A 16,568-nucleotide genomic window follows, 5' to 3' on the forward strand; every position below is an offset into this window, starting at 1 on the left:
AAATGCTGATCCCCCGTAGGGTCAAGCACCGCAAGCAGCACCACCCGAAGCGCCGTGGTCAGGCCAAGGGCGGTACGACGGTTGCGTTCGGCGAGTACGGCATCCAGGCCCTCACGCCGGCGTACGTGACCAACCGCCAGATCGAGGCGGCCCGTATCGCGATGACCCGCCACATCAAGCGTGGCGGCAAGGTCTGGATCAACATCTACCCGGACCGCCCGCTCACGAAGAAGCCGGCCGAGACCCGCATGGGTTCCGGTAAGGGTTCTCCCGAGTGGTGGATCGCGAACGTGCACCCGGGTCGGGTCATGTTCGAGCTGTCCTACCCCAACGAGAAGATCGCCCGTGAGGCGCTGACCCGTGCGGCCCACAAGCTGCCGATGAAGTGCCGGATCGTCAAGCGCGAGGCAGGTGAAGCGTGATGTCGGCCGGTACCAAGGCGTCCGAGCTGCGCGAGCTGGGCAACGAGGAGCTTCTGGCGAAGCTCCGCGAGGCCAAGGAAGAGCTGTTCAACCTCCGCTTCCAGGCGGCGACGGGCCAGCTCGAGAACCACGGTCGGCTCAAGGCCGTCCGTAAGGACATCGCCCGGATCTACACCCTGATGCGTGAGCGCGAGCTGGGCATCGAGACGGTGGAGAGCGCCTGATGAGCGAGAGCAACGTGACTGAAGAGACGAAGGCCGCGCGCGGCTTCCGCAAGACCCGGCAGGGTCTGGTCGTCAGCGACAAGATGGACAAGACCGTCGTCGTCGCCGTCGAGGACCGCGTGACCCACGCCCTGTACGGCAAGGTCATCCGCCGTACCGAGAAGCTCAAGGCTCACGACGAGCAGAACGCCGCGGGCGTCGGCGACCGTGTCCTCCTCATGGAGACCCGGCCGCTGTCCGCGACGAAGCGCTGGCGCGTCGTCGAGGTCCTCGAGAAGGCCAAGTAAGAAATCTCCTGCGGGGCATTCCTCGCAGGACAGTTCCGCCAGGCTCCGGGAGTCGTTCACCACGGTGACCGACTCCCGGGGAACCGGCAGACATTCAGGAGATAGACGTGATCCAGCAGGAGTCGCGGCTGCGTGTCGCCGACAACACGGGTGCGAAGGAAATCCTGACCATCCGTGTGCTCGGTGGCTCGGGCCGCCGCTACGCGGGTATCGGTGACGTCATCGTCGCCACCGTCAAGGACGCGATCCCCGGTGGCAACGTGAAGAAGGGTGACGTCGTCAAGGCGGTCATCGTTCGCACCGTCAAGGAGCGCCGCCGTCCCGACGGCTCGTACATCCGCTTCGACGAGAACGCCGCCGTCATTCTGAAGAACGACGGCGACCCTCGCGGCACCCGTATCTTCGGCCCGGTGGGCCGTGAGCTGCGCGAGAAGAAGTTCATGAAGATCATCTCCCTCGCGCCGGAGGTGCTGTGAGCATGAAGATCAAGAAGGGCGACCTGGTCCAGGTCATCACCGGTAAGGACAAGGGCAAGCAGGGCAAGGTCATCGCGGCCTTCCCCCGCGAGGACCGCGTCCTGGTCGAGGGTGTCAACCGGGTCAAGAAGCACACCAAGGCCGGGCCGACCGCTCGCGGTTCGCAGGCCGGCGGCATCGTGACCACCGAGGCCCCGATCCACGTCTCCAACGTCCAGCTGGTCGTGGAGAAGGACGGCAACAAGGTCGTCACGCGCGTCGGTTACCGCTTCGACGACGAGGGCAACAAGGTTCGCGTTGCCAAGCGGACGGGTGAGGACATCTGATGGCTACCACCACCACTCCGCGTCTCAAGACGAAGTACCGCGAGGAGATCGCGGGCAAGCTGCGTGAGGAGTTCTCCTACGAGAACGTCATGCAGATCCCCGGTCTCGTGAAGATCGTGGTCAACATGGGTGTCGGCGACGCCGCCCGTGACTCGAAGCTGATCGAGGGCGCGATCCGCGACCTGACCACCATCACCGGTCAGAAGCCGGCCGTCACCAAGGCCCGCAAGTCCATCGCGCAGTTCAAGCTGCGTGAGGGTCAGCCGATCGGTGCCCACGTCACGCTCCGTGGCGACCGCATGTGGGAGTTCCTGGACCGCACCCTGTCGCTGGCGCTGCCGCGCATCCGCGACTTCCGCGGCCTGTCCCCCAAGCAGTTCGACGGCCGTGGCAACTACACCTTCGGTCTCACGGAGCAGGTCATGTTCCACGAGATCGACCAGGACAAGATCGACCGCACCCGGGGTATGGACATCACCGTGGTGACCACGGCGACCAACGACGCCGAGGGCCGCGCGCTCCTCCGTCACCTCGGCTTCCCCTTCAAGGAGGCGTGAGCGAGATGGCGAAGAAGGCTCTGATTGCCAAGGCTGCTCGCAAGCCCAAGTTCGGTGTCCGCGGCTACACGCGCTGCCAGCGCTGCGGCCGTCCGCACTCCGTCTACCGCAAGTTCGGCCTGTGCCGCGTGTGCCTTCGTGAGATGGCTCACCGTGGCGAGCTGCCGGGCGTGACCAAGAGCTCCTGGTAATCCGGTAATTCCGGGTTATTCAGGCTCTCGGTAAGCAACTGGGTCGGCAGAGGCCCGGCTCCGCATGCCTTAGGCTTGTGGGGTTGGGCGTCTGCCACCCGTACGCCCGCAGGCCACGCCTGCAAATATTTGCTTACTACGCCGTAGGTCCACCGCGCCGCACCCGTCCCGTCTCGGATCGGGGAGAGGGATGGCGCACCAGGAAACCCCGGCGAGAGAGGCCGAAGGCCAATTCATGACCATGACTGATCCGATCGCAGACATGCTTACGCGTCTGCGGAACGCGAACTCGGCGTACCACGACTCCGTGACGATGCCGGCGTCCAAGATCAAGTCTCACATCGCGGAGATCCTCCAGCAGGAGGGCTTCATCACCGGCTGGAAGACCGAGGACGCCGAGGTCGGCAAGAACCTCACCCTCGAGCTGAAGTTCGGCCCGAACCGTGAGCGCTCCATCGCGGGCATCAAGCGGATCTCCAAGCCCGGTCTCCGGGTGTACGCGAAGTCCACCAACCTGCCCAAGGTGCTGGGTGGCCTCGGCGTGGCGATCATCTCCACGTCCCACGGGCTCCTCACCGACAAGCAGGCCGGCAAGAAGGGCGTAGGCGGAGAAGTCCTCGCCTACGTCTGGTAACGGAAGGGAACGGAGGAAACAGCTATGTCGCGCATCGGCAAGCTCCCCATCGCGGTTCCCGCCGGCGTGGACGTCACCATCGACGGCCGTACGGTCTCGGTCAAGGGCCCCAAGGGCTCGCTGACCCACACCGTCGTGGCGCCGATCGACATCGCCAAGGGTGAGGACGGCGTGCTGAACGTCACCCGCCCCAACGACGAGCGTCAGAGCAAGGCCCTGCACGGCCTGTCCCGCACGCTGGTGGCGAACATGATCACCGGCGTGACCCAGGGTTACGTGAAGAAGCTCGAGATCAGCGGTGTCGGTTACCGCGTGCTCGCCAAGGGTTCGAACCTGGAGTTCTCCCTCGGCTACAGCCACCCGATCCTCGTCGAGGCCCCCGAGGGCATCACCTTCAAGGTGGAGAACCCGACCCACTTCTCGGTCGAGGGCATCGACAAGCAGAAGGTCGGCGAGGTTGCGGCCAACATCCGCAAGCTGCGCAAGCCCGACCCGTACAAGGCCAAGGGCGTCAAGTACGAGGGCGAAGTCATCCGCCGCAAGGTCGGAAAGGCGGGTAAGTAAGCCATGGCATACGGACAGAAGATCCTCAAGGGCGACGCCTACAAGCGCGCCGCGATCAAGCGCCGCCACATCCGGATTCGCAAGAATCTCTCGGGTACGGCGGAGCGTCCCCGTCTGGTCGTTACCCGCTCGAACCGCCACATCGTGGCCCAGGTGATCGACGACATCAAGGGTCACACCCTTGCGTCGGCGTCCACCCTGGACACCTCGATCCGTGGTGGCGAGGCCGACAAGTCCGCACAGGCCAAGCAGGTCGGCGCCCTGGTCGCCGAGCGCGCCAAGGCTGCCGGCGTCGAGGCCGTCGTGTTCGACCGTGGTGGTAACCAGTACGCCGGGCGCATCGCAGCCCTGGCGGACGCCGCCCGCGAAGCCGGACTGAAGTTCTGAGCCGGTTCCGTAACGCTAGCGGAAACAGAGAGAGGTAATTCCAATGGCTGGACCCCAGCGCCGCGGCAGCGGTGCCGGTGGCGGCGAGCGGCGGGACCGGAAGGGCCGTGACGGTGGCGCAGGTGCCGCCGAGAAGACCGCTTACGTTGAGCGCGTCGTCGCGATCAACCGCGTCGCCAAGGTTGTGAAGGGTGGTCGTCGCTTCAGCTTCACCGCGTTGGTCGTGGTGGGCGACGGTGACGGCACCGTGGGTGTCGGATACGGCAAGGCCAAGGAGGTGCCGGCCGCCATCGCCAAGGGTGTGGAGGAGGCCAAGAAGCACTTCTTCAAGGTCCCCCGCATCCAGGGCACCATCCCGCACCCCATCCAGGGTGAGAAGGCTGCCGGCGTCGTGCTGCTCAAGCCCGCGTCCCCCGGTACCGGCGTTATCGCCGGTGGCCCGGTGCGCGCCGTGCTCGAGTGCGCCGGTATCCACGACGTGCTGTCGAAGTCGCTCGGCTCCGACAACCAGATCAACATCGTGCACGCGACCGTGGAGGCCCTCAAGGGCCTGCAGCGTCCCGAGGAGATCGCGGCCCGCCGTGGTCTGCCGCTCGAGGACGTCGCCCCCGCGGCCCTTCTCCGTGCACGTGCCGGGGCGGGTGCGTAATCATGGCGCAGCTCAAGATTACGCAGGTCAAGTCCTACATCGGCAGCAAGCAGAACCACCGTGACACCCTGCGTTCCCTTGGTCTCAAGGGGATCAACACGCAGGTCGTCAAGGAGGACCGCCCCGAGTTCCGCGGCATGGTGCACACCGTCCGCCACCTCGTGACGGTCGAGGAGGTCGACTGATCATGGCGGAGAACAACCCGCTCAAGATCCACAACCTCCGTCCCGCCCCGGGCGCCAAGACCGCCAAGACCCGTGTCGGTCGTGGTGAGGCGTCGAAGGGTAAGACGGCCGGTCGTGGTACCAAGGGCACGAAGGCCCGTTACCAGGTTCCGGAGCGCTTCGAGGGTGGCCAGATGCCCCTCCACATGCGTCTTCCGAAGCTGAAGGGCTTCAAGAACCCGTTCAAGACCGAGTTCCAGGTCGTGAACCTCGACAAGCTGTCCGCGCTGTACCCCGAGGGTGGCGAGGTCACCGTCGAGGGCCTCGTGGCCAAGGGTGCCGTTCGCAAGAACAGCCTCGTCAAGGTCCTCGGCCAGGGCGAGATCTCCGTGGCGCTGCAGGTGACGGTCGACGCCGTCTCCGGTTCCGCCAAGGAGAAGATCACCGCTGCCGGCGGCACCGTCACCGAGCTCGTCTGAACCACTCAGGCGTGTCGATGACATGAGCGATCCCGACCGGGGATGCCCCACAAAAGGGGTATCCCCGGTTGGTCGTTCCAAGGGGAGTACTCCCGCCGGTAAGGTGGCCTGCGCTGCCCTCTTTCACGGGTGCGTCACATGAGGCACTCTTGACGGCGGTTCAGCGTTACTCCCTTAGCCGTCCACTTCATCAGTCGTCAGTCGAACCTCAAGACCGTCACCCTTGACGCAGTAGCGCGGGGGTCGCAGGAGGCACCGTGCTCACCGCGTTCGCCCGGGCGTTCAAGACGCCCGACCTGCGCAAGAAGCTGCTCTTCACGCTCGGCATCATCGTGGTGTACCGACTCGGTACCCACATCCCCATTCCAGGCGTCGACTACAAGAACGTCCAGGAGTGCGTGGACCAGGCGTCCGGCAACCAGGGCCTCTTCGGCCTGGTCAACATGTTCAGCGGTGGCGCCCTGCTGCAGATCACGGTCTTCGCGCTCGGCATCATGCCGTACATCACGGCGAGCATCATTCTGCAGCTGCTGACCGTCGTGATCCCGCGCCTGGAAGCCCTCAAGAAGGAGGGCCAGGCCGGTACGGCGAAGATCACGCAGTACACCCGCTACCTGACCGTCGCGCTCGCCATCCTGCAGGGCACCGGCCTGGTGGCCACCGCCCGCAGCGGCGCCCTCTTCTCCGGCTGCACCGTCGCCGGTCAGATCGTGCCCGACCAGGCGATCTTCACCACCGTCGTCATGGTCATCTGCATGACCGCCGGTACCTGTGTCGTCATGTGGCTCGGCGAGCTGATCACCGACCGCGGCATCGGCAACGGCATGTCGATCCTGATGTTCATCTCGATCGCCGCGACCTTCCCCTCGGCCCTGTGGGCCATCAAGAAGCAGGGCGAGCTGGCCGACGGCTGGATCGAGTTCGGCACGGTCATCCTCGTCGGCCTGGTCATGGTCGGCCTGGTGGTCTTCGTGGAGCAGGCCCAGCGCCGCATCCCGGTGCAGTACGCGAAGCGCATGATCGGCCGCCGCTCCTACGGCGGTACCTCGACGTACATCCCGCTCAAGGTGAACCAGGCGGGTGTCATCCCCGTCATCTTCGCCTCGTCGCTGCTCTACATCCCGGCACTGATCGTCCAGTTCTCGAACTCGACGTCGGGCTGGGCCACCTGGATCACGAAGAACCTCGCGGACACCGCGGCGACGCCGCACATCATCCTGTACTTCTTCCTGATCGTGTTCTTCGCCTTCTTCTACGTGGCCATCTCGTTCAACCCCGAGGAAGTCGCGGACAACATGAAGAAGTATGGTGGCTTCATCCCGGGCATCCGGGCTGGCCGACCGACCGCTGAGTATCTGAGCTACGTACTCAACCGGATCACCTGGCCGGGTTCGCTGTACTTGGGTCTGATCGCTCTCGTCCCGACAATGGCGTTGGCTGGTTTCGGGGCAAACCAGAACTTCCCGTTCGGTGGCACCAGCATCCTGATCATCGTGGGTGTCGGTCTCGAGACGGTGAAGCAGATCGAGAGCCAGCTCCAGCAGCGCAATTACGAAGGGTTCCTCCGCTGATGCGAATCGTCCTCGTCGGGCCTCCGGGTGCCGGAAAGGGAACGCAGGCCACCCGCCTTGCCGAGACGCTGCACATTCCGCACATCTCCACGGGCGACCTGTTCCGCGCGAACATCAGCCAGCAGACCGACCTGGGCAAGCTCGCGAAGTCCTACATGGACGCCGGCAATCTCGTGCCGGACGAGGTCACCATCGCCATGGCGAAGGACCGCATGGAGCAGCCCGACGCCGAGGGCGGCTTCCTGCTGGACGGCTTCCCGCGCAACGTCTCCCAGGCCGAGGCGCTGGACGAGCTGCTCGAGACCGAGGACATGAAGCTCGACGCGGTGCTGGACCTGGAGGCCCCGGAGGACGAGGTCGTCAAGCGGATCGCCGGCCGGCGCGTCTGCCGCAACGACTCGGCCCACGTCTTCCACGTGACGTACACGCCGCCGAAGAAGGAAGGCGTCTGCGACGTCTGCGGCGGCGAGCTGTACCAGCGGGACGACGACTCCGAGGAGACGGTCCGCAAGCGGCTCGAGGTCTACCACACGCAGACCGAGCCGATCATCGACTACTACAAGTCGCAGGGCCTGGTCGCCACCATCGCCGCGACGGGACCCGTGGACGAGGTCACCCGCCGTGCGCTGGAGGCGCTCAAGCGCGACCAGTAGTACTCCGCCCGGCTGCAGCCGCGGTCCCTCGCTCAGGGGGCCGCGGCTGTGCTGTGGGGTGGGACGGCCGCGCCCCGTATCGTGGAACCGCGCCCCGTTCCTCCTTCCCTCCCCGTCCTCCCCGTCCTCCCTTCTCCGGTCCAGTCCAGAAAGGCCGCAGCCCCCATGGTGCAGATCAAGAACCCCGAGCAGATCGCCAAGATGCGCGAGGCGGGGCTGGTCGTCGCCGCCATCCACGCGGCCACGCGCGAGGCCGCCGTGCCCGGCGCCACGACCAAGGACCTGGACCAGGTCGCCCGCAAGGTCCTCGCGGAGCACGACGCCAAGCCGAACTTCCTCGGGTACGGCGGCTTCCCGGCCACCATCTGCACCTCGGTGAACGAGGTCGTCGTCCACGGCATCCCGTCCGACGACGTGGTCCTCAAGGACGGCGACGTCATCTCCATCGACTGCGGCGCGATCATCGACGGCTGGCACGGCGACGCCGCCTACACGGCCTTCGTCGGCTCCGGTCACTCCCCGGAGCTGGTCGAGCTCTCCCGAGTGACCGAGGAGTCGATGTGGGCGGGCATCGCCGCCATGAAGCAGGGCAACCGCCTGGTGGACGTCTCCCGCGCCATCGAGACCTACATCCGCCGCCAGCCCAAGCCCGGCGGCGGCAAGTACGGGATCATCGAGGACTACGGCGGCCACGGCATCGGCACCGAGATGCACATGGACCCGCACCTGCTGAACTACGTCGACCGCCGCCGCGGCAAGGGCCCGAAGCTCGTCCCCGGCTTCTGCCTCGCCATCGAGCCGATGGTCTCCCTCGGCACCCCCCGCACCGAGGTCCTCTCCGACGAGTGGACGGTCATCACCACGGACGGCACCTGGTCCTCCCACTGGGAGCACTCGGTGGCCCTGACGGAACAGGGCCCGCTGGTCCTGACGTCCCCCGACGGGGGCAGGGCCAAGCTGGCCGAGCTGGGGATCACGGCGGCGCCGGATCCCCTTGCATAACGATCTCGCATCCGGGGCAGACTTCCTCGTTTCGCCTTTCCGGGTTTGCTGACGTAGACTGACTCGTCGGCTCTCGTGCATACGCATGTCCTCACAGGTTGCACCCGTGGGACACGGGAAAGCACAGGAGTCGATCAAGGTAGTCGATTCGAAGGGCGAAGCGTGGCCAAGAAGCAAGGTGCCATCGAGATCGAGGGCACTGTCGTCGAGTCTCTTCCGAACGCCATGTTCAAGGTCGAGCTCCAGAACGGCCACCAGGTCCTGGCACACATCAGCGGCAAGATGCGTATGCACTACATCCGCATCCTCCCTGACGACCGGGTCGTGGTGGAGTTGTCTCCGTACGACCTGACCCGTGGCCGGATCGTCTACCGGTACAAGTAGATCTTGCCCACGTCCCGCGTGCCCCGCACGCGGGTCCGCCGGCAACTGACCCGGAGAACCTCACACCCATGAAGGTCAAGCCGAGCGTCAAGAAGATCTGCGACAAGTGCAGGGTGATCCGCCGTCACGGTCGGGTCATGGTCATCTGCGACAACCCGCGCCACAAGCAGCGCCAGGGCTGAAGCCTGACCGTTCCCTCCGCGATTCGCATGACTTCGCGCGACGCGAGCTGAACATGTTCATACGCAGGACCCGGGCGCCCAGGCGTCCGACACCCCCGGTTCGGAGGCCGGGGACCCGATCCGTACCAACTCTGGATGTCCAGAGGCCGGCGGTCGGGGTCCGGTCCTGTGGAAGACCTCCGACAATCAACTGGAGCCATTGAATGGCACGCGTTTCCGGTGTTGACATCCCGCGTGAAAAGCGCGTCGAGATCGCCCTCACCTACGTGTTCGGCATCGGCCGGACCCTCTCGCAGCAGACGCTCGCCGCCACCGGCGTGGACCCGAACACCCGTGTTCGGGACCTCTCCGAGGAGCAGCTCGTCGCGATCCGCGAGTACGTCGACAACAACATCAAGACCGAGGGTGACCTCCGTCGCGAGGTGCAGGCCGACATCCGCCGCAAGGTCGAGATCGGCACCTACCAGGGTCTGCGCCACCGTCGCGGTCTGCCCGTCCGCGGTCAGCGCACCAGCACCAACGCCCGCACCCGCAAGGGCCCGCGTCGCGCCATCGCCGGCAAGAAGAAGCCGGGCAAGAAGTAGTCCGCAGCGGACTTCGCCGTCCAGCGGTCTTCGCTGTAGGACCGACCACCTCCCGTAGGAGAACGACATGCCCCCCAAGGGACGTCAGGGCGCTGCCAAGAAGGTGCGCCGCAAGGAAAAGAAGAACGTCGCTCACGGCCACGCGCACATCAAGAGCACGTTCAACAACACGATCGTGTCCATCACGGACCCGACCGGCAACGTGATCTCCTGGGCCTCCGCCGGCCACGTCGGCTTCAAGGGCTCCCGGAAGTCCACGCCGTTCGCCGCGCAGATGGCCGCCGAGTCGGCTGCCCGCCGCGCGCAGGAGCACGGCATGCGCAAGGTCGACGTCTTCGTCAAGGGCCCGGGTTCCGGTCGTGAGACCGCCATCCGCTCCCTGCAGGCGACCGGCCTCGAGGTCGGCTCCATCCAGGACGTCACGCCCACCCCGCACAACGGCTGCCGTCCGCCGAAGCGTCGTCGCGTCTGATCCCGCTTCACCGCGGCATCGCTTCATCGCTTCACCAGGGTTTCCGGGCGGTACGGCTCTTTCGGGTCGTATCGCCCGTACCCTTGCAGTACTGGTCGGGCGTCAAATAGCGGGCGCCCCTGACTGAAGGATCACCACATGCTGATCGCTCAGCGTCCCTCGTTGACCGAAGAGGTCGTCGACGAGTTCCGCTCCCGGTTCGTCATCGAGCCGCTGGAGCCGGGCTTCGGCTACACCCTCGGCAACTCCCTGCGTCGTACCCTCCTGTCGTCGATTCCCGGTGCCGCTGTCACCAGCATCCGCATCGACGGCGTCCTGCACGAGTTCACCACCGTGCCGGGCGTCAAGGAGGACGTCACCGACCTGATCCTCAACATCAAGCAGCTGGTCGTCTCCTCGGAGCACGACGAGCCGGTCGTGATGTACCTGCGCAAGCAGGGCCCGGGTCTGGTCACCGCCGCCGACATCGCGCCCCCGGCCGGTGTCGAGGTGCACAACCCCGACCTCGTCCTCGCCACGCTCAACGGCAAGGGCAAGCTGGAGATGGAGCTGACCGTCGAGCGCGGTCGCGGCTACGTCTCCGCCGTGCAGAACAAGCAGGTCGGTCAGGAGATCGGGCGCATCCCGGTCGACTCGATCTACTCGCCGGTTCTCAAGGTCACGTACAAGGTCGAGGCCACGCGTGTCGAGCAGCGCACCGACTTCGACAAGCTGATCGTCGACGTCGAGACCAAGCAGGCGATGCGTCCGCGCGACGCCATGGCCTCCGCCGGCAAGACCCTCGTCGAGCTGTTCGGCCTCGCCCGCGAGCTGAACATCGACGCCGAGGGCATCGACATGGGTCCGTCCCCGACGGACGCCGCGCTGGCCGCCGATCTGGCGCTGCCGATCGAGGAGCTGGAGCTCACCGTTCGGTCGTACAACTGCCTCAAGCGCGAGGGCATCCACTCCGTGGGTGAGCTCGTGGCTCGTTCCGAGGCCGACCTGCTCGACATCCGCAACTTCGGTGCGAAGTCGATCGACGAGGTCAAGGCGAAGCTGGCCGGCATGGGCCTGGCGCTCAAGGACAGCCCGCCCGGATTCGACCCGACCGCCGCCGCGGACGCCTTCGGCGCCGACGACGACGCGGACGCCGGTTTCGTGGAGACCGAGCAGTACTGATCGGTACCACTTCCGGGGGCCTCGTGCAGGCCCCCGGATCTCCGACGGGCGACCGCCCGCTCGGATACTGACTCCGGTACCTGATACGGCCGGGGCAGACACCTAGGAGAAACATCATGCCGAAGCCCACCAAGGGTGCCCGTCTGGGCGGCAGTGCCGCGCACGAGAAGCTGCTCCTCGCGAACCTGGCGAAGAGCCTCTTCGAGCACGGCCGGATCACCACCACCGAGGCGAAGGCGCGCAAGCTGCGTCCGTACGCCGAGCGCCTGGTCACCAAGGCGAAGAAGGGCGACCTTCACAACCGCCGTCAGGTGCTCCAGGTGATCACGGACAAGAGCATCGTCCACACGCTCTTCACCGAGATCGGCCCGCGCTACGAGAACCGTCCCGGTGGCTACACCCGGATCACCAAGATCGGCAACCGCCGTGGCGACAACGCGCCCATGGCCGTCATCGAGCTGGTCGAGGCGCTGACCGTGGCGCAGCAGGCCACCGGCGAGGCCGAGGCCGCGACCAAGCGTGCCGCCAAGGACGCGGAGGGCTCCGCCGAGGTTTCCGAGGCCAAGGTCGACACGACCAAGGCCGACGACGAGGCTGCGGCCGAGGAGTCCAAGGACGCGTAAGCGTCTGCCGGGGGCTGTGCGTCGGCGGCTGCGGGTTGGTGGTGGCTCGTCGCGCCCACGCGGCGGAGCCGCATGTCGAGCACAGCCCCGCGCCCCTTTACGGCGTTTGCGGGCCCGTCCTTTTCAAGGGCGGGCCCGCTTTCGTTTGGCTGAGAGGATCTCTGGGTGAGTGACGAAGTTGAGGCCGGGTTCGTGCGGGTGCGGCTGGATCTCTCCTACGACGGGAGCGAGTTCTCCGGGTGGGCCAAGCAGGCCGGGGGGCGGCGGACCGTACAGGGGGAGATCGAGGACGCGTTGCGGACCGTGACGCGGTCGCGGGAGACGTACGAGCTGACCGTGGCGGGACGGACCGACGCCGGGGTGCACGCACGGGGGCAGGTCGCCCATGTCGATCTGCCGCGCGAGGTGTGGGCCGAGCATCACGTGAAGCTGCTCAAGCGGCTCGCGGGACGGCTGCCCAGGGACGTGCGGGTGTGGGCGCTGCGCGAGGCGCCCAGCGGCTTCAACGCCCGCTTCTCGGCGGTCTGGCGGCGCTACGCCTACCGGTTCACCGACAACCCGGGCGGCGTCGACCCGCTGCTGCGCGGGCACGTGCTGTGGCACGACTGGCCGCTCGACGTGGACGCCATGAACGAGGCCGCCCGCGGGCTGCTGGGCGAGCACGACTTCGCCGCCTACTGCAAGAAGCGCGAGGGGGCCACCACCATCCGGACGCTGCAGGAGCTGAGTCTCCTGCGGGGCGAGGACGGGATCGTCACCGCCACCGTGCGGGCCGACGCCTTCTGCCACAACATGGTGCGCTCGCTGATCGGGGCGCTGCTGTTCGTCGGCGACGGGCACCGCGGGCCCGAGTGGCCGGCCAAGGTGCTCGCCGCCGGCGTACGGGACTCGGCCGTGCACGTCGTACGGCCGCACGGGCTGACGCTGGAGGAGGTCGGTTACCCGGCCGACGAGCTGCTGGCCGCCCGGAACAAGGAGGCGCGCAACAAGCGGTCGCTGCCGGGAGCCGGCTGCTGCTGACGGGGCGGGCGGTGGGCCGTCAGCCCGCCTCCGCCGCCGCCGACGCCTGGGTTTCACCGCGCCGGCGGATCTGCCGGAAGGCGAACTCGGCCAGGTCGTCACCGGCCCGGAACACACCGGTGGACTTCTCCGTGACGTCCTTGGCGCCGGTGAAGCCGGCCACCGTGAAGTAGGCGTAACGGCCGTAGGAGTTGGTGGTGGAGCGGCAGACGGCGCCGGTGCAGAAGGACTTGACGCCGCCGCCGGACAGGGAGCGCACGATGCTCTTCTTGTCGGCGTCCTTCTTGGCCTTCACGGCCTGCGCCTCGGTGTCGAAGACGGCCACGCCTACCGTCACGGCGGTGTCGCCCTTGGTGTAGGTGACGCGGATCAGGCGCGTGCACTTGTTGGCGTCGAGGACCTTCGGCAGGGTGCCCTGGACGGCGGAGCCGCAGGTGCGGGTGTCGGCCGTCGGGCCCTTCTTGTAGACCGTCTCGCCCATGGTCAGCTGGGTCCCGGGGAAGAGCAGGTCCGGGCTGAGCGGCGCCTTGTCCTTCTGGGCGCTGGAGACGAAGTCCTTCGGGTCCAGCGGCGGCGGCGCGCTGGTCGGCGCGAAGGACGGCTCGGTGGCCGTCGCGCTGGGTATCTCCGCGGTCGTGGGGAGCTGGGAGGCACCGCCGTCGGACGCCTGGTCCGAGCCGTTCGCCGAGACCACGGCCACCGCGACGGCACTGGCTATCGCCACGGTGGCCAGCGCGCCGCCGCCGATGAAGAACAGCCGGCGCCGCTTGGCACGGGCCTCGGAGGCCTCGGCGAGAGCGGCCCAGTCCGGCGTGTTGTCACTGTTGCCGCTGTTCCAGGGCTGCTGTGACTGCTGCTGCGGCGGCTGCTGCTGCGATTGCGGTGTCCAGGGATCCCACTGCGACTGAGGTCCCCCCTGCCCAAAGCTCATGGGCGGCATCTTAGGCCCTGTCGTCAGTCTCCCGTCGTCCGCCCGAAGGGCAGGCGGGAGACTGACGACAGGGCCTGTGACGGGCCTGTGGGCGTGCTGGTGCCGGGACTTGGGGGTGGCAGGGCCTAGCGTTCCGTGCATGCGGACGGGCAAAAGCGACATCTCCGGGTGGTTGGTGCGGCCGGCGGGAAGGTACCCGTGGGCGGTGCTCGTGACGGTGCTGGCGGCGTCCGCCGTGCACGCGGCACGGACGACCTCGGACGGCGGGATGGACAACGCGATCGTCGTGCGGGCAGCCCGCACCTGGCTGGCCGGCGGTTCCCCCTACGACGACCCGCACTTCCTCTACCTGCCGAGCGCCGTCCTGGCCGCCGTCCCGCAGGCGCTGCTGCCCGGGGCCGTGCTGCGGGTCCTGGTGCCCTGCGCGGTGACCGCCCTGCTGGCCCTGGCCTGGGCCTGCGCGCTGCGCCTGCACCGGGTGCCGCTGGGCAGCCGGCTCGCGGTCCTCGGGCTGACCGGGCTCGCGCTGGGCTTCGCGCCGTTCGGGCACCTGGTGCGGCTCGGCAACTGGACGGTGACGGCGACGGTGGCGTTGCCGCTGGCCCTGCTGCTGGCGAGCCGGGGGCGCTGGACGGGGGCGGGGGTCGTCATCGGGGCGGCCGTGGCGCTCAAGCCGCTGCTCGCGCCCGTCGTCCTGCTCTTCCTCTTCGCCGGGCGGTGGCGGGCGCTGGCCGCGGCCGTCCTGGTGCCCGCGCTGGCCTCCGCCGCGGCGGCGCTGGCGATGCCCGACCCGGCGGGCTTCTTCACCCGCACCCTGCCCTTCCTGCTGCACGGCGACGACGGCTTCGTACGGCTCTACGAGGCCTCCCCGGCGGCCGTACTGCCCCGGCTCGGGGTGCCGCCGGCGCTCGCGCAGGGGCTCGCGGTGGCGGCGGCCTCGGCCGGGGTGCTCTGCGCGTACCGGCGCTGGCGCCGCGCCGACCCCGGTCCGCTGCGGCTCGCGGAGACCGGTGCGGGGCTGATGCTCTCGGCGTTCCTCGTCTCCCGGCCGTCCTACGACCACTACCTCCTGGTCGCTCTGCCGCTGCTGCTGGCCGGGCTGCCGTACGCCGGGTCGGTGGCCCGCGGAGTCTGGTTCTGGATCGCCCTGGTGCCCCAGGCGCCCGGCCTGACCTGGCCCTGGCTGGAGGGGGAGCGGCGGCGTGCCTTCCGGGACGCGTTCACGCTGTGCGTCCTCGCGGTGACCGTCGCCCGGCAGGCCCGCACCGGTCCGACGGGCCCCGGAGGACGGGTGCCCCCGGGGCGGGCGGCGGAGCCGGAGCGCGCCCCCGCGGCCCCGTTTTGACCCGGCAGCCGGGGCCCGGGTATTCTGCACAGTCGTATGTGTATTGGCTTGCTCATTCTCACGTGAGGGGCCCTTACACCGGTCCACCGGGACCGATGACCAGCGACCTGCACGCGGTATGCGTCACCGCGGTGCGGTCAGGGCTGTCGTGATCGTCTTCGGTGACCAATGTCAGGACCACTCACTGAAGAAGCGAAGGCTACGAACCGTGCGTACGTACAGCCCCAAGCCCGGCGATGTGACGCGCCAGTGGCACGTCATCGACGCCCAGGACGTCGTCCTGGGGCGTCTGGCCTCCACCACGGCCTCCATCCTGCGCGGCAAGCACAAGCCGATCTACGCGCCCCACGTCGACACCGGTGACTTCGTCATCATCATCAACGCCGACAAGGTGCACCTCTCCGGCAACAAGCGGACCCAGAAGATGGCGTACCGCCACTCCGGCTACCCGGGCGGCCTGCGCTCCGTGCGCTACGACGAGCTGCTCGACAAGAACCCGGAGAAGGCCATCGAGAAGGCCGTCAAGGGCATGCTCCCGAAGAACTCCCTGGGCCGTCAGATGCTCTCGAAGCTGAAGGTCTACAAGGGTGACCAGCACCCGCACGGCGCGCAGCAGCCGCAGCCGTTCGAGATCACCCAGGTCGCGCAGTAGTTCCGGCCACCCTTTAAGACTGAAGAGAATCTGAGGAGCATCGTGGCCGAGACCACTCCCGAGCAGCCGCTCGAAGAGATCGACATCGACAGCTACACCACCGAGTCCGAGGTGCCCGTCGAGGGCGAGTACACCTCGGAGTCCATGGCCTCCGCGTTCGGCGAGCCCCAGCCGGCCGCCGGCCTGGGCCGTCGCAAGAACGCCATCGCCCGCGTCCGGATCGTCCCGGGCACCGGCAAGTGGAAGGTCAACGGGCGCACGCTCGAGGACTACTTCCCGAACAAGGTGCACCAGCAGGAAGTCAACGAGCCCTTCAAGGTGCTCGAGCTGGACAACCGCTACGACGTCATCGCCCGCATCTCCGGCGGCGGCGTCTCCGGCCAGGCCGGTGCGCTCCGTCTCGGTGTCGCCCGCGCGCTGAACGAGGCCGACGTGGACAACAACCGCGGCGCTCTCAAGAAGGCCGGTTACCTCAAGCGTGACGACCGTGCGGTCGAGCGCAAGAAGGCCGGTCTGAAGAAGGCCCGCAAGGCCCCGCAGTACAGCAAGCGCTAAGTCGTACCGGCTGGTACCGGCTGTACTCCGAACGCCCCGGCGGCACGCCACTGTGCTGCCGGGGCATTCGTTT

General features: G+C 67.7%; 27 protein-coding genes. 26 read left to right on the top strand and 1 reads right to left on the bottom strand.

Going from position 1 to position 16,568, the window contains the following annotated elements:
• Positions 1 to 2 precede the first annotated feature (2 nt).
• The 23 genes from rplP (at position 3) to truA (ending at position 13,012) form a co-directional block, all read left to right on the top strand.
• Positions 3 to 422, top strand: coding sequence for a 50S ribosomal protein L16 (gene rplP, locus C4J65_RS20630; protein ID WP_004927269.1), 420 nt, complete (start codon positions 3 to 5; stop codon positions 420 to 422).
• Positions 422 to 646, top strand: a complete 225-nt coding sequence (rpmC, locus tag C4J65_RS20635) for a 50S ribosomal protein L29 (protein WP_003974259.1) — start codon at positions 422 to 424, stop codon at positions 644 to 646. The genes rplP and rpmC overlap by 1 nt, the downstream gene beginning before the upstream one ends.
• Complete coding sequence (rpsQ, locus tag C4J65_RS20640; protein ID WP_003974258.1) at positions 646 to 933, top strand: 30S ribosomal protein S17; 288 nt, start codon at positions 646 to 648, stop codon at positions 931 to 933. The genes rpmC and rpsQ overlap by 1 nt, the downstream gene beginning before the upstream one ends.
• Positions 934 to 1,040: 107 nt before the next feature.
• Complete coding sequence (gene rplN / locus C4J65_RS20645; RefSeq protein WP_003974257.1) at positions 1,041 to 1,409, top strand: 50S ribosomal protein L14; 369 nt, start codon at positions 1,041 to 1,043, stop codon at positions 1,407 to 1,409.
• A gap of 2 nt (positions 1,410 to 1,411) precedes the next feature.
• Positions 1,412 to 1,735 (top strand): 50S ribosomal protein L24, encoded by a 324-nt coding sequence (gene rplX, locus C4J65_RS20650; RefSeq protein WP_003974256.1) that lies wholly within the window; start codon positions 1,412 to 1,414, stop codon positions 1,733 to 1,735.
• The gene (gene rplE, locus C4J65_RS20655) at positions 1,735 to 2,292 is read left to right on the top strand and encodes a 50S ribosomal protein L5 (RefSeq protein ID WP_003974255.1); all 558 of its coding nucleotides are present in this window, start codon (positions 1,735 to 1,737) and stop codon (positions 2,290 to 2,292) included. The genes rplX and rplE overlap by 1 nt, the downstream gene beginning before the upstream one ends.
• Before the next feature lie 5 nt (positions 2,293 to 2,297).
• Positions 2,298 to 2,483 carry a type Z 30S ribosomal protein S14 gene (locus C4J65_RS20660; protein WP_003948630.1) on the top strand — a complete coding sequence of 62 codons (186 nt, stop codon included), beginning with the start codon at positions 2,298 to 2,300 and terminating at the stop codon, positions 2,481 to 2,483.
• Between the two features lie 235 nt (positions 2,484 to 2,718).
• Complete coding sequence (rpsH, locus tag C4J65_RS20670) at positions 2,719 to 3,117, top strand: 30S ribosomal protein S8 (RefSeq protein ID WP_003974254.1); 399 nt, start codon at positions 2,719 to 2,721, stop codon at positions 3,115 to 3,117.
• 24 nt (positions 3,118 to 3,141) lie between these two features.
• A complete protein-coding gene (gene rplF / locus C4J65_RS20675) occupies positions 3,142 to 3,681 on the top strand; it encodes a 50S ribosomal protein L6 (RefSeq protein WP_003974253.1) in 540 nt (179 codons plus the stop codon).
• Between the two features lie 3 nt (positions 3,682 to 3,684).
• Complete coding sequence (rplR, locus tag C4J65_RS20680) at positions 3,685 to 4,068, top strand: 50S ribosomal protein L18 (RefSeq protein ID WP_003974252.1); 384 nt, start codon at positions 3,685 to 3,687, stop codon at positions 4,066 to 4,068.
• A 43-nt stretch (positions 4,069 to 4,111) separates the two neighbouring features.
• The gene (gene rpsE / locus C4J65_RS20685; RefSeq protein WP_003974251.1) at positions 4,112 to 4,717 is read left to right on the top strand and encodes a 30S ribosomal protein S5; all 606 of its coding nucleotides are present in this window, start codon (positions 4,112 to 4,114) and stop codon (positions 4,715 to 4,717) included.
• Positions 4,718 to 4,719: 2 nt separating this feature from the next.
• Positions 4,720 to 4,902 carry a 50S ribosomal protein L30 gene (rpmD, locus tag C4J65_RS20690; protein ID WP_003974250.1) on the top strand — a complete coding sequence of 61 codons (183 nt, stop codon included), beginning with the start codon at positions 4,720 to 4,722 and terminating at the stop codon, positions 4,900 to 4,902.
• Between the two features lie 2 nt (positions 4,903 to 4,904).
• Entirely contained in the window at positions 4,905 to 5,360 is a 456-nt protein-coding gene (gene rplO, locus C4J65_RS20695) for a 50S ribosomal protein L15 (protein ID WP_031041533.1), read from the top strand.
• Between the two features lie 257 nt (positions 5,361 to 5,617).
• Complete coding sequence (secY, locus tag C4J65_RS20700) at positions 5,618 to 6,931, top strand: preprotein translocase subunit SecY (RefSeq protein WP_115743722.1); 1,314 nt, start codon at positions 5,618 to 5,620, stop codon at positions 6,929 to 6,931.
• A complete protein-coding gene (locus C4J65_RS20705; RefSeq protein ID WP_115743723.1) occupies positions 6,931 to 7,584 on the top strand; it encodes an adenylate kinase in 654 nt (217 codons plus the stop codon). The genes secY and C4J65_RS20705 overlap by 1 nt, the downstream gene beginning before the upstream one ends.
• Before the next feature lie 165 nt (positions 7,585 to 7,749).
• A complete protein-coding gene (map, locus tag C4J65_RS20710) occupies positions 7,750 to 8,586 on the top strand; it encodes a type I methionyl aminopeptidase (RefSeq protein WP_003974246.1) in 837 nt (278 codons plus the stop codon).
• Between the two features lie 162 nt (positions 8,587 to 8,748).
• Entirely contained in the window at positions 8,749 to 8,970 is a 222-nt protein-coding gene (gene infA, locus C4J65_RS20715; RefSeq protein ID WP_003948620.1) for a translation initiation factor IF-1, read from the top strand.
• Between the two features lie 68 nt (positions 8,971 to 9,038).
• Positions 9,039 to 9,152 carry a 50S ribosomal protein L36 gene (gene rpmJ, locus C4J65_RS20720; protein WP_003974245.1) on the top strand — a complete coding sequence of 38 codons (114 nt, stop codon included), beginning with the start codon at positions 9,039 to 9,041 and terminating at the stop codon, positions 9,150 to 9,152.
• A gap of 203 nt (positions 9,153 to 9,355) precedes the next feature.
• On the top strand, positions 9,356 to 9,736 hold the full coding sequence (gene rpsM, locus C4J65_RS20725; RefSeq protein WP_003974244.1) for a 30S ribosomal protein S13: 381 nt from the start codon (positions 9,356 to 9,358) through the stop codon (positions 9,734 to 9,736).
• 67 nt (positions 9,737 to 9,803) lie between these two features.
• Positions 9,804 to 10,208, top strand: coding sequence for a 30S ribosomal protein S11 (gene rpsK / locus C4J65_RS20730; protein ID WP_003948617.1), 405 nt, complete (start codon positions 9,804 to 9,806; stop codon positions 10,206 to 10,208).
• 138 nt (positions 10,209 to 10,346) lie between these two features.
• Entirely contained in the window at positions 10,347 to 11,369 is a 1,023-nt protein-coding gene (locus C4J65_RS20735; RefSeq protein WP_003966937.1) for a DNA-directed RNA polymerase subunit alpha, read from the top strand.
• Between the two features lie 116 nt (positions 11,370 to 11,485).
• Complete coding sequence (rplQ, locus tag C4J65_RS20740; protein WP_115743724.1) at positions 11,486 to 11,992, top strand: 50S ribosomal protein L17; 507 nt, start codon at positions 11,486 to 11,488, stop codon at positions 11,990 to 11,992.
• A gap of 165 nt (positions 11,993 to 12,157) precedes the next feature.
• Positions 12,158 to 13,012, top strand: coding sequence for a tRNA pseudouridine(38-40) synthase TruA (gene truA, locus C4J65_RS20745; RefSeq protein WP_115743725.1), 855 nt, complete (start codon positions 12,158 to 12,160; stop codon positions 13,010 to 13,012).
• A gap of 19 nt (positions 13,013 to 13,031) precedes the next feature.
• On the opposite strand, the gene C4J65_RS20750 is transcribed toward truA, so the two are convergent.
• Positions 13,032 to 13,943: a hypothetical protein gene (locus C4J65_RS20750; protein ID WP_115743726.1), complete on the bottom strand. Its 912-nt coding sequence runs from the start codon at positions 13,941 to 13,943 to the stop codon at positions 13,032 to 13,034.
• 139 nt (positions 13,944 to 14,082) lie between these two features.
• Between C4J65_RS20750 and C4J65_RS20755 the strand changes: the two genes are divergently transcribed.
• The 3 genes from C4J65_RS20755 to rpsI all read left to right on the top strand — a co-directional run bounded on the left by C4J65_RS20755 (position 14,083) and on the right by rpsI (position 16,495).
• On the top strand, positions 14,083 to 15,288 hold the full coding sequence (locus C4J65_RS20755; RefSeq protein WP_240330479.1) for a glycosyltransferase family 87 protein: 1,206 nt from the start codon (positions 14,083 to 14,085) through the stop codon (positions 15,286 to 15,288).
• Between the two features lie 208 nt (positions 15,289 to 15,496).
• Positions 15,497 to 15,940, top strand: coding sequence for a 50S ribosomal protein L13 (gene rplM / locus C4J65_RS20760; RefSeq protein ID WP_031041507.1), 444 nt, complete (start codon positions 15,497 to 15,499; stop codon positions 15,938 to 15,940).
• Between the two features lie 42 nt (positions 15,941 to 15,982).
• Positions 15,983 to 16,495, top strand: coding sequence for a 30S ribosomal protein S9 (gene rpsI / locus C4J65_RS20765; RefSeq protein WP_003974238.1), 513 nt, complete (start codon positions 15,983 to 15,985; stop codon positions 16,493 to 16,495).
• Positions 16,496 to 16,568 lie beyond the last annotated feature (73 nt).

The organism is Streptomyces sp. CB09001, assembly GCF_003369795.1.
Taxonomy (GTDB): domain Bacteria; phylum Actinomycetota; class Actinomycetes; order Streptomycetales; family Streptomycetaceae; genus Streptomyces.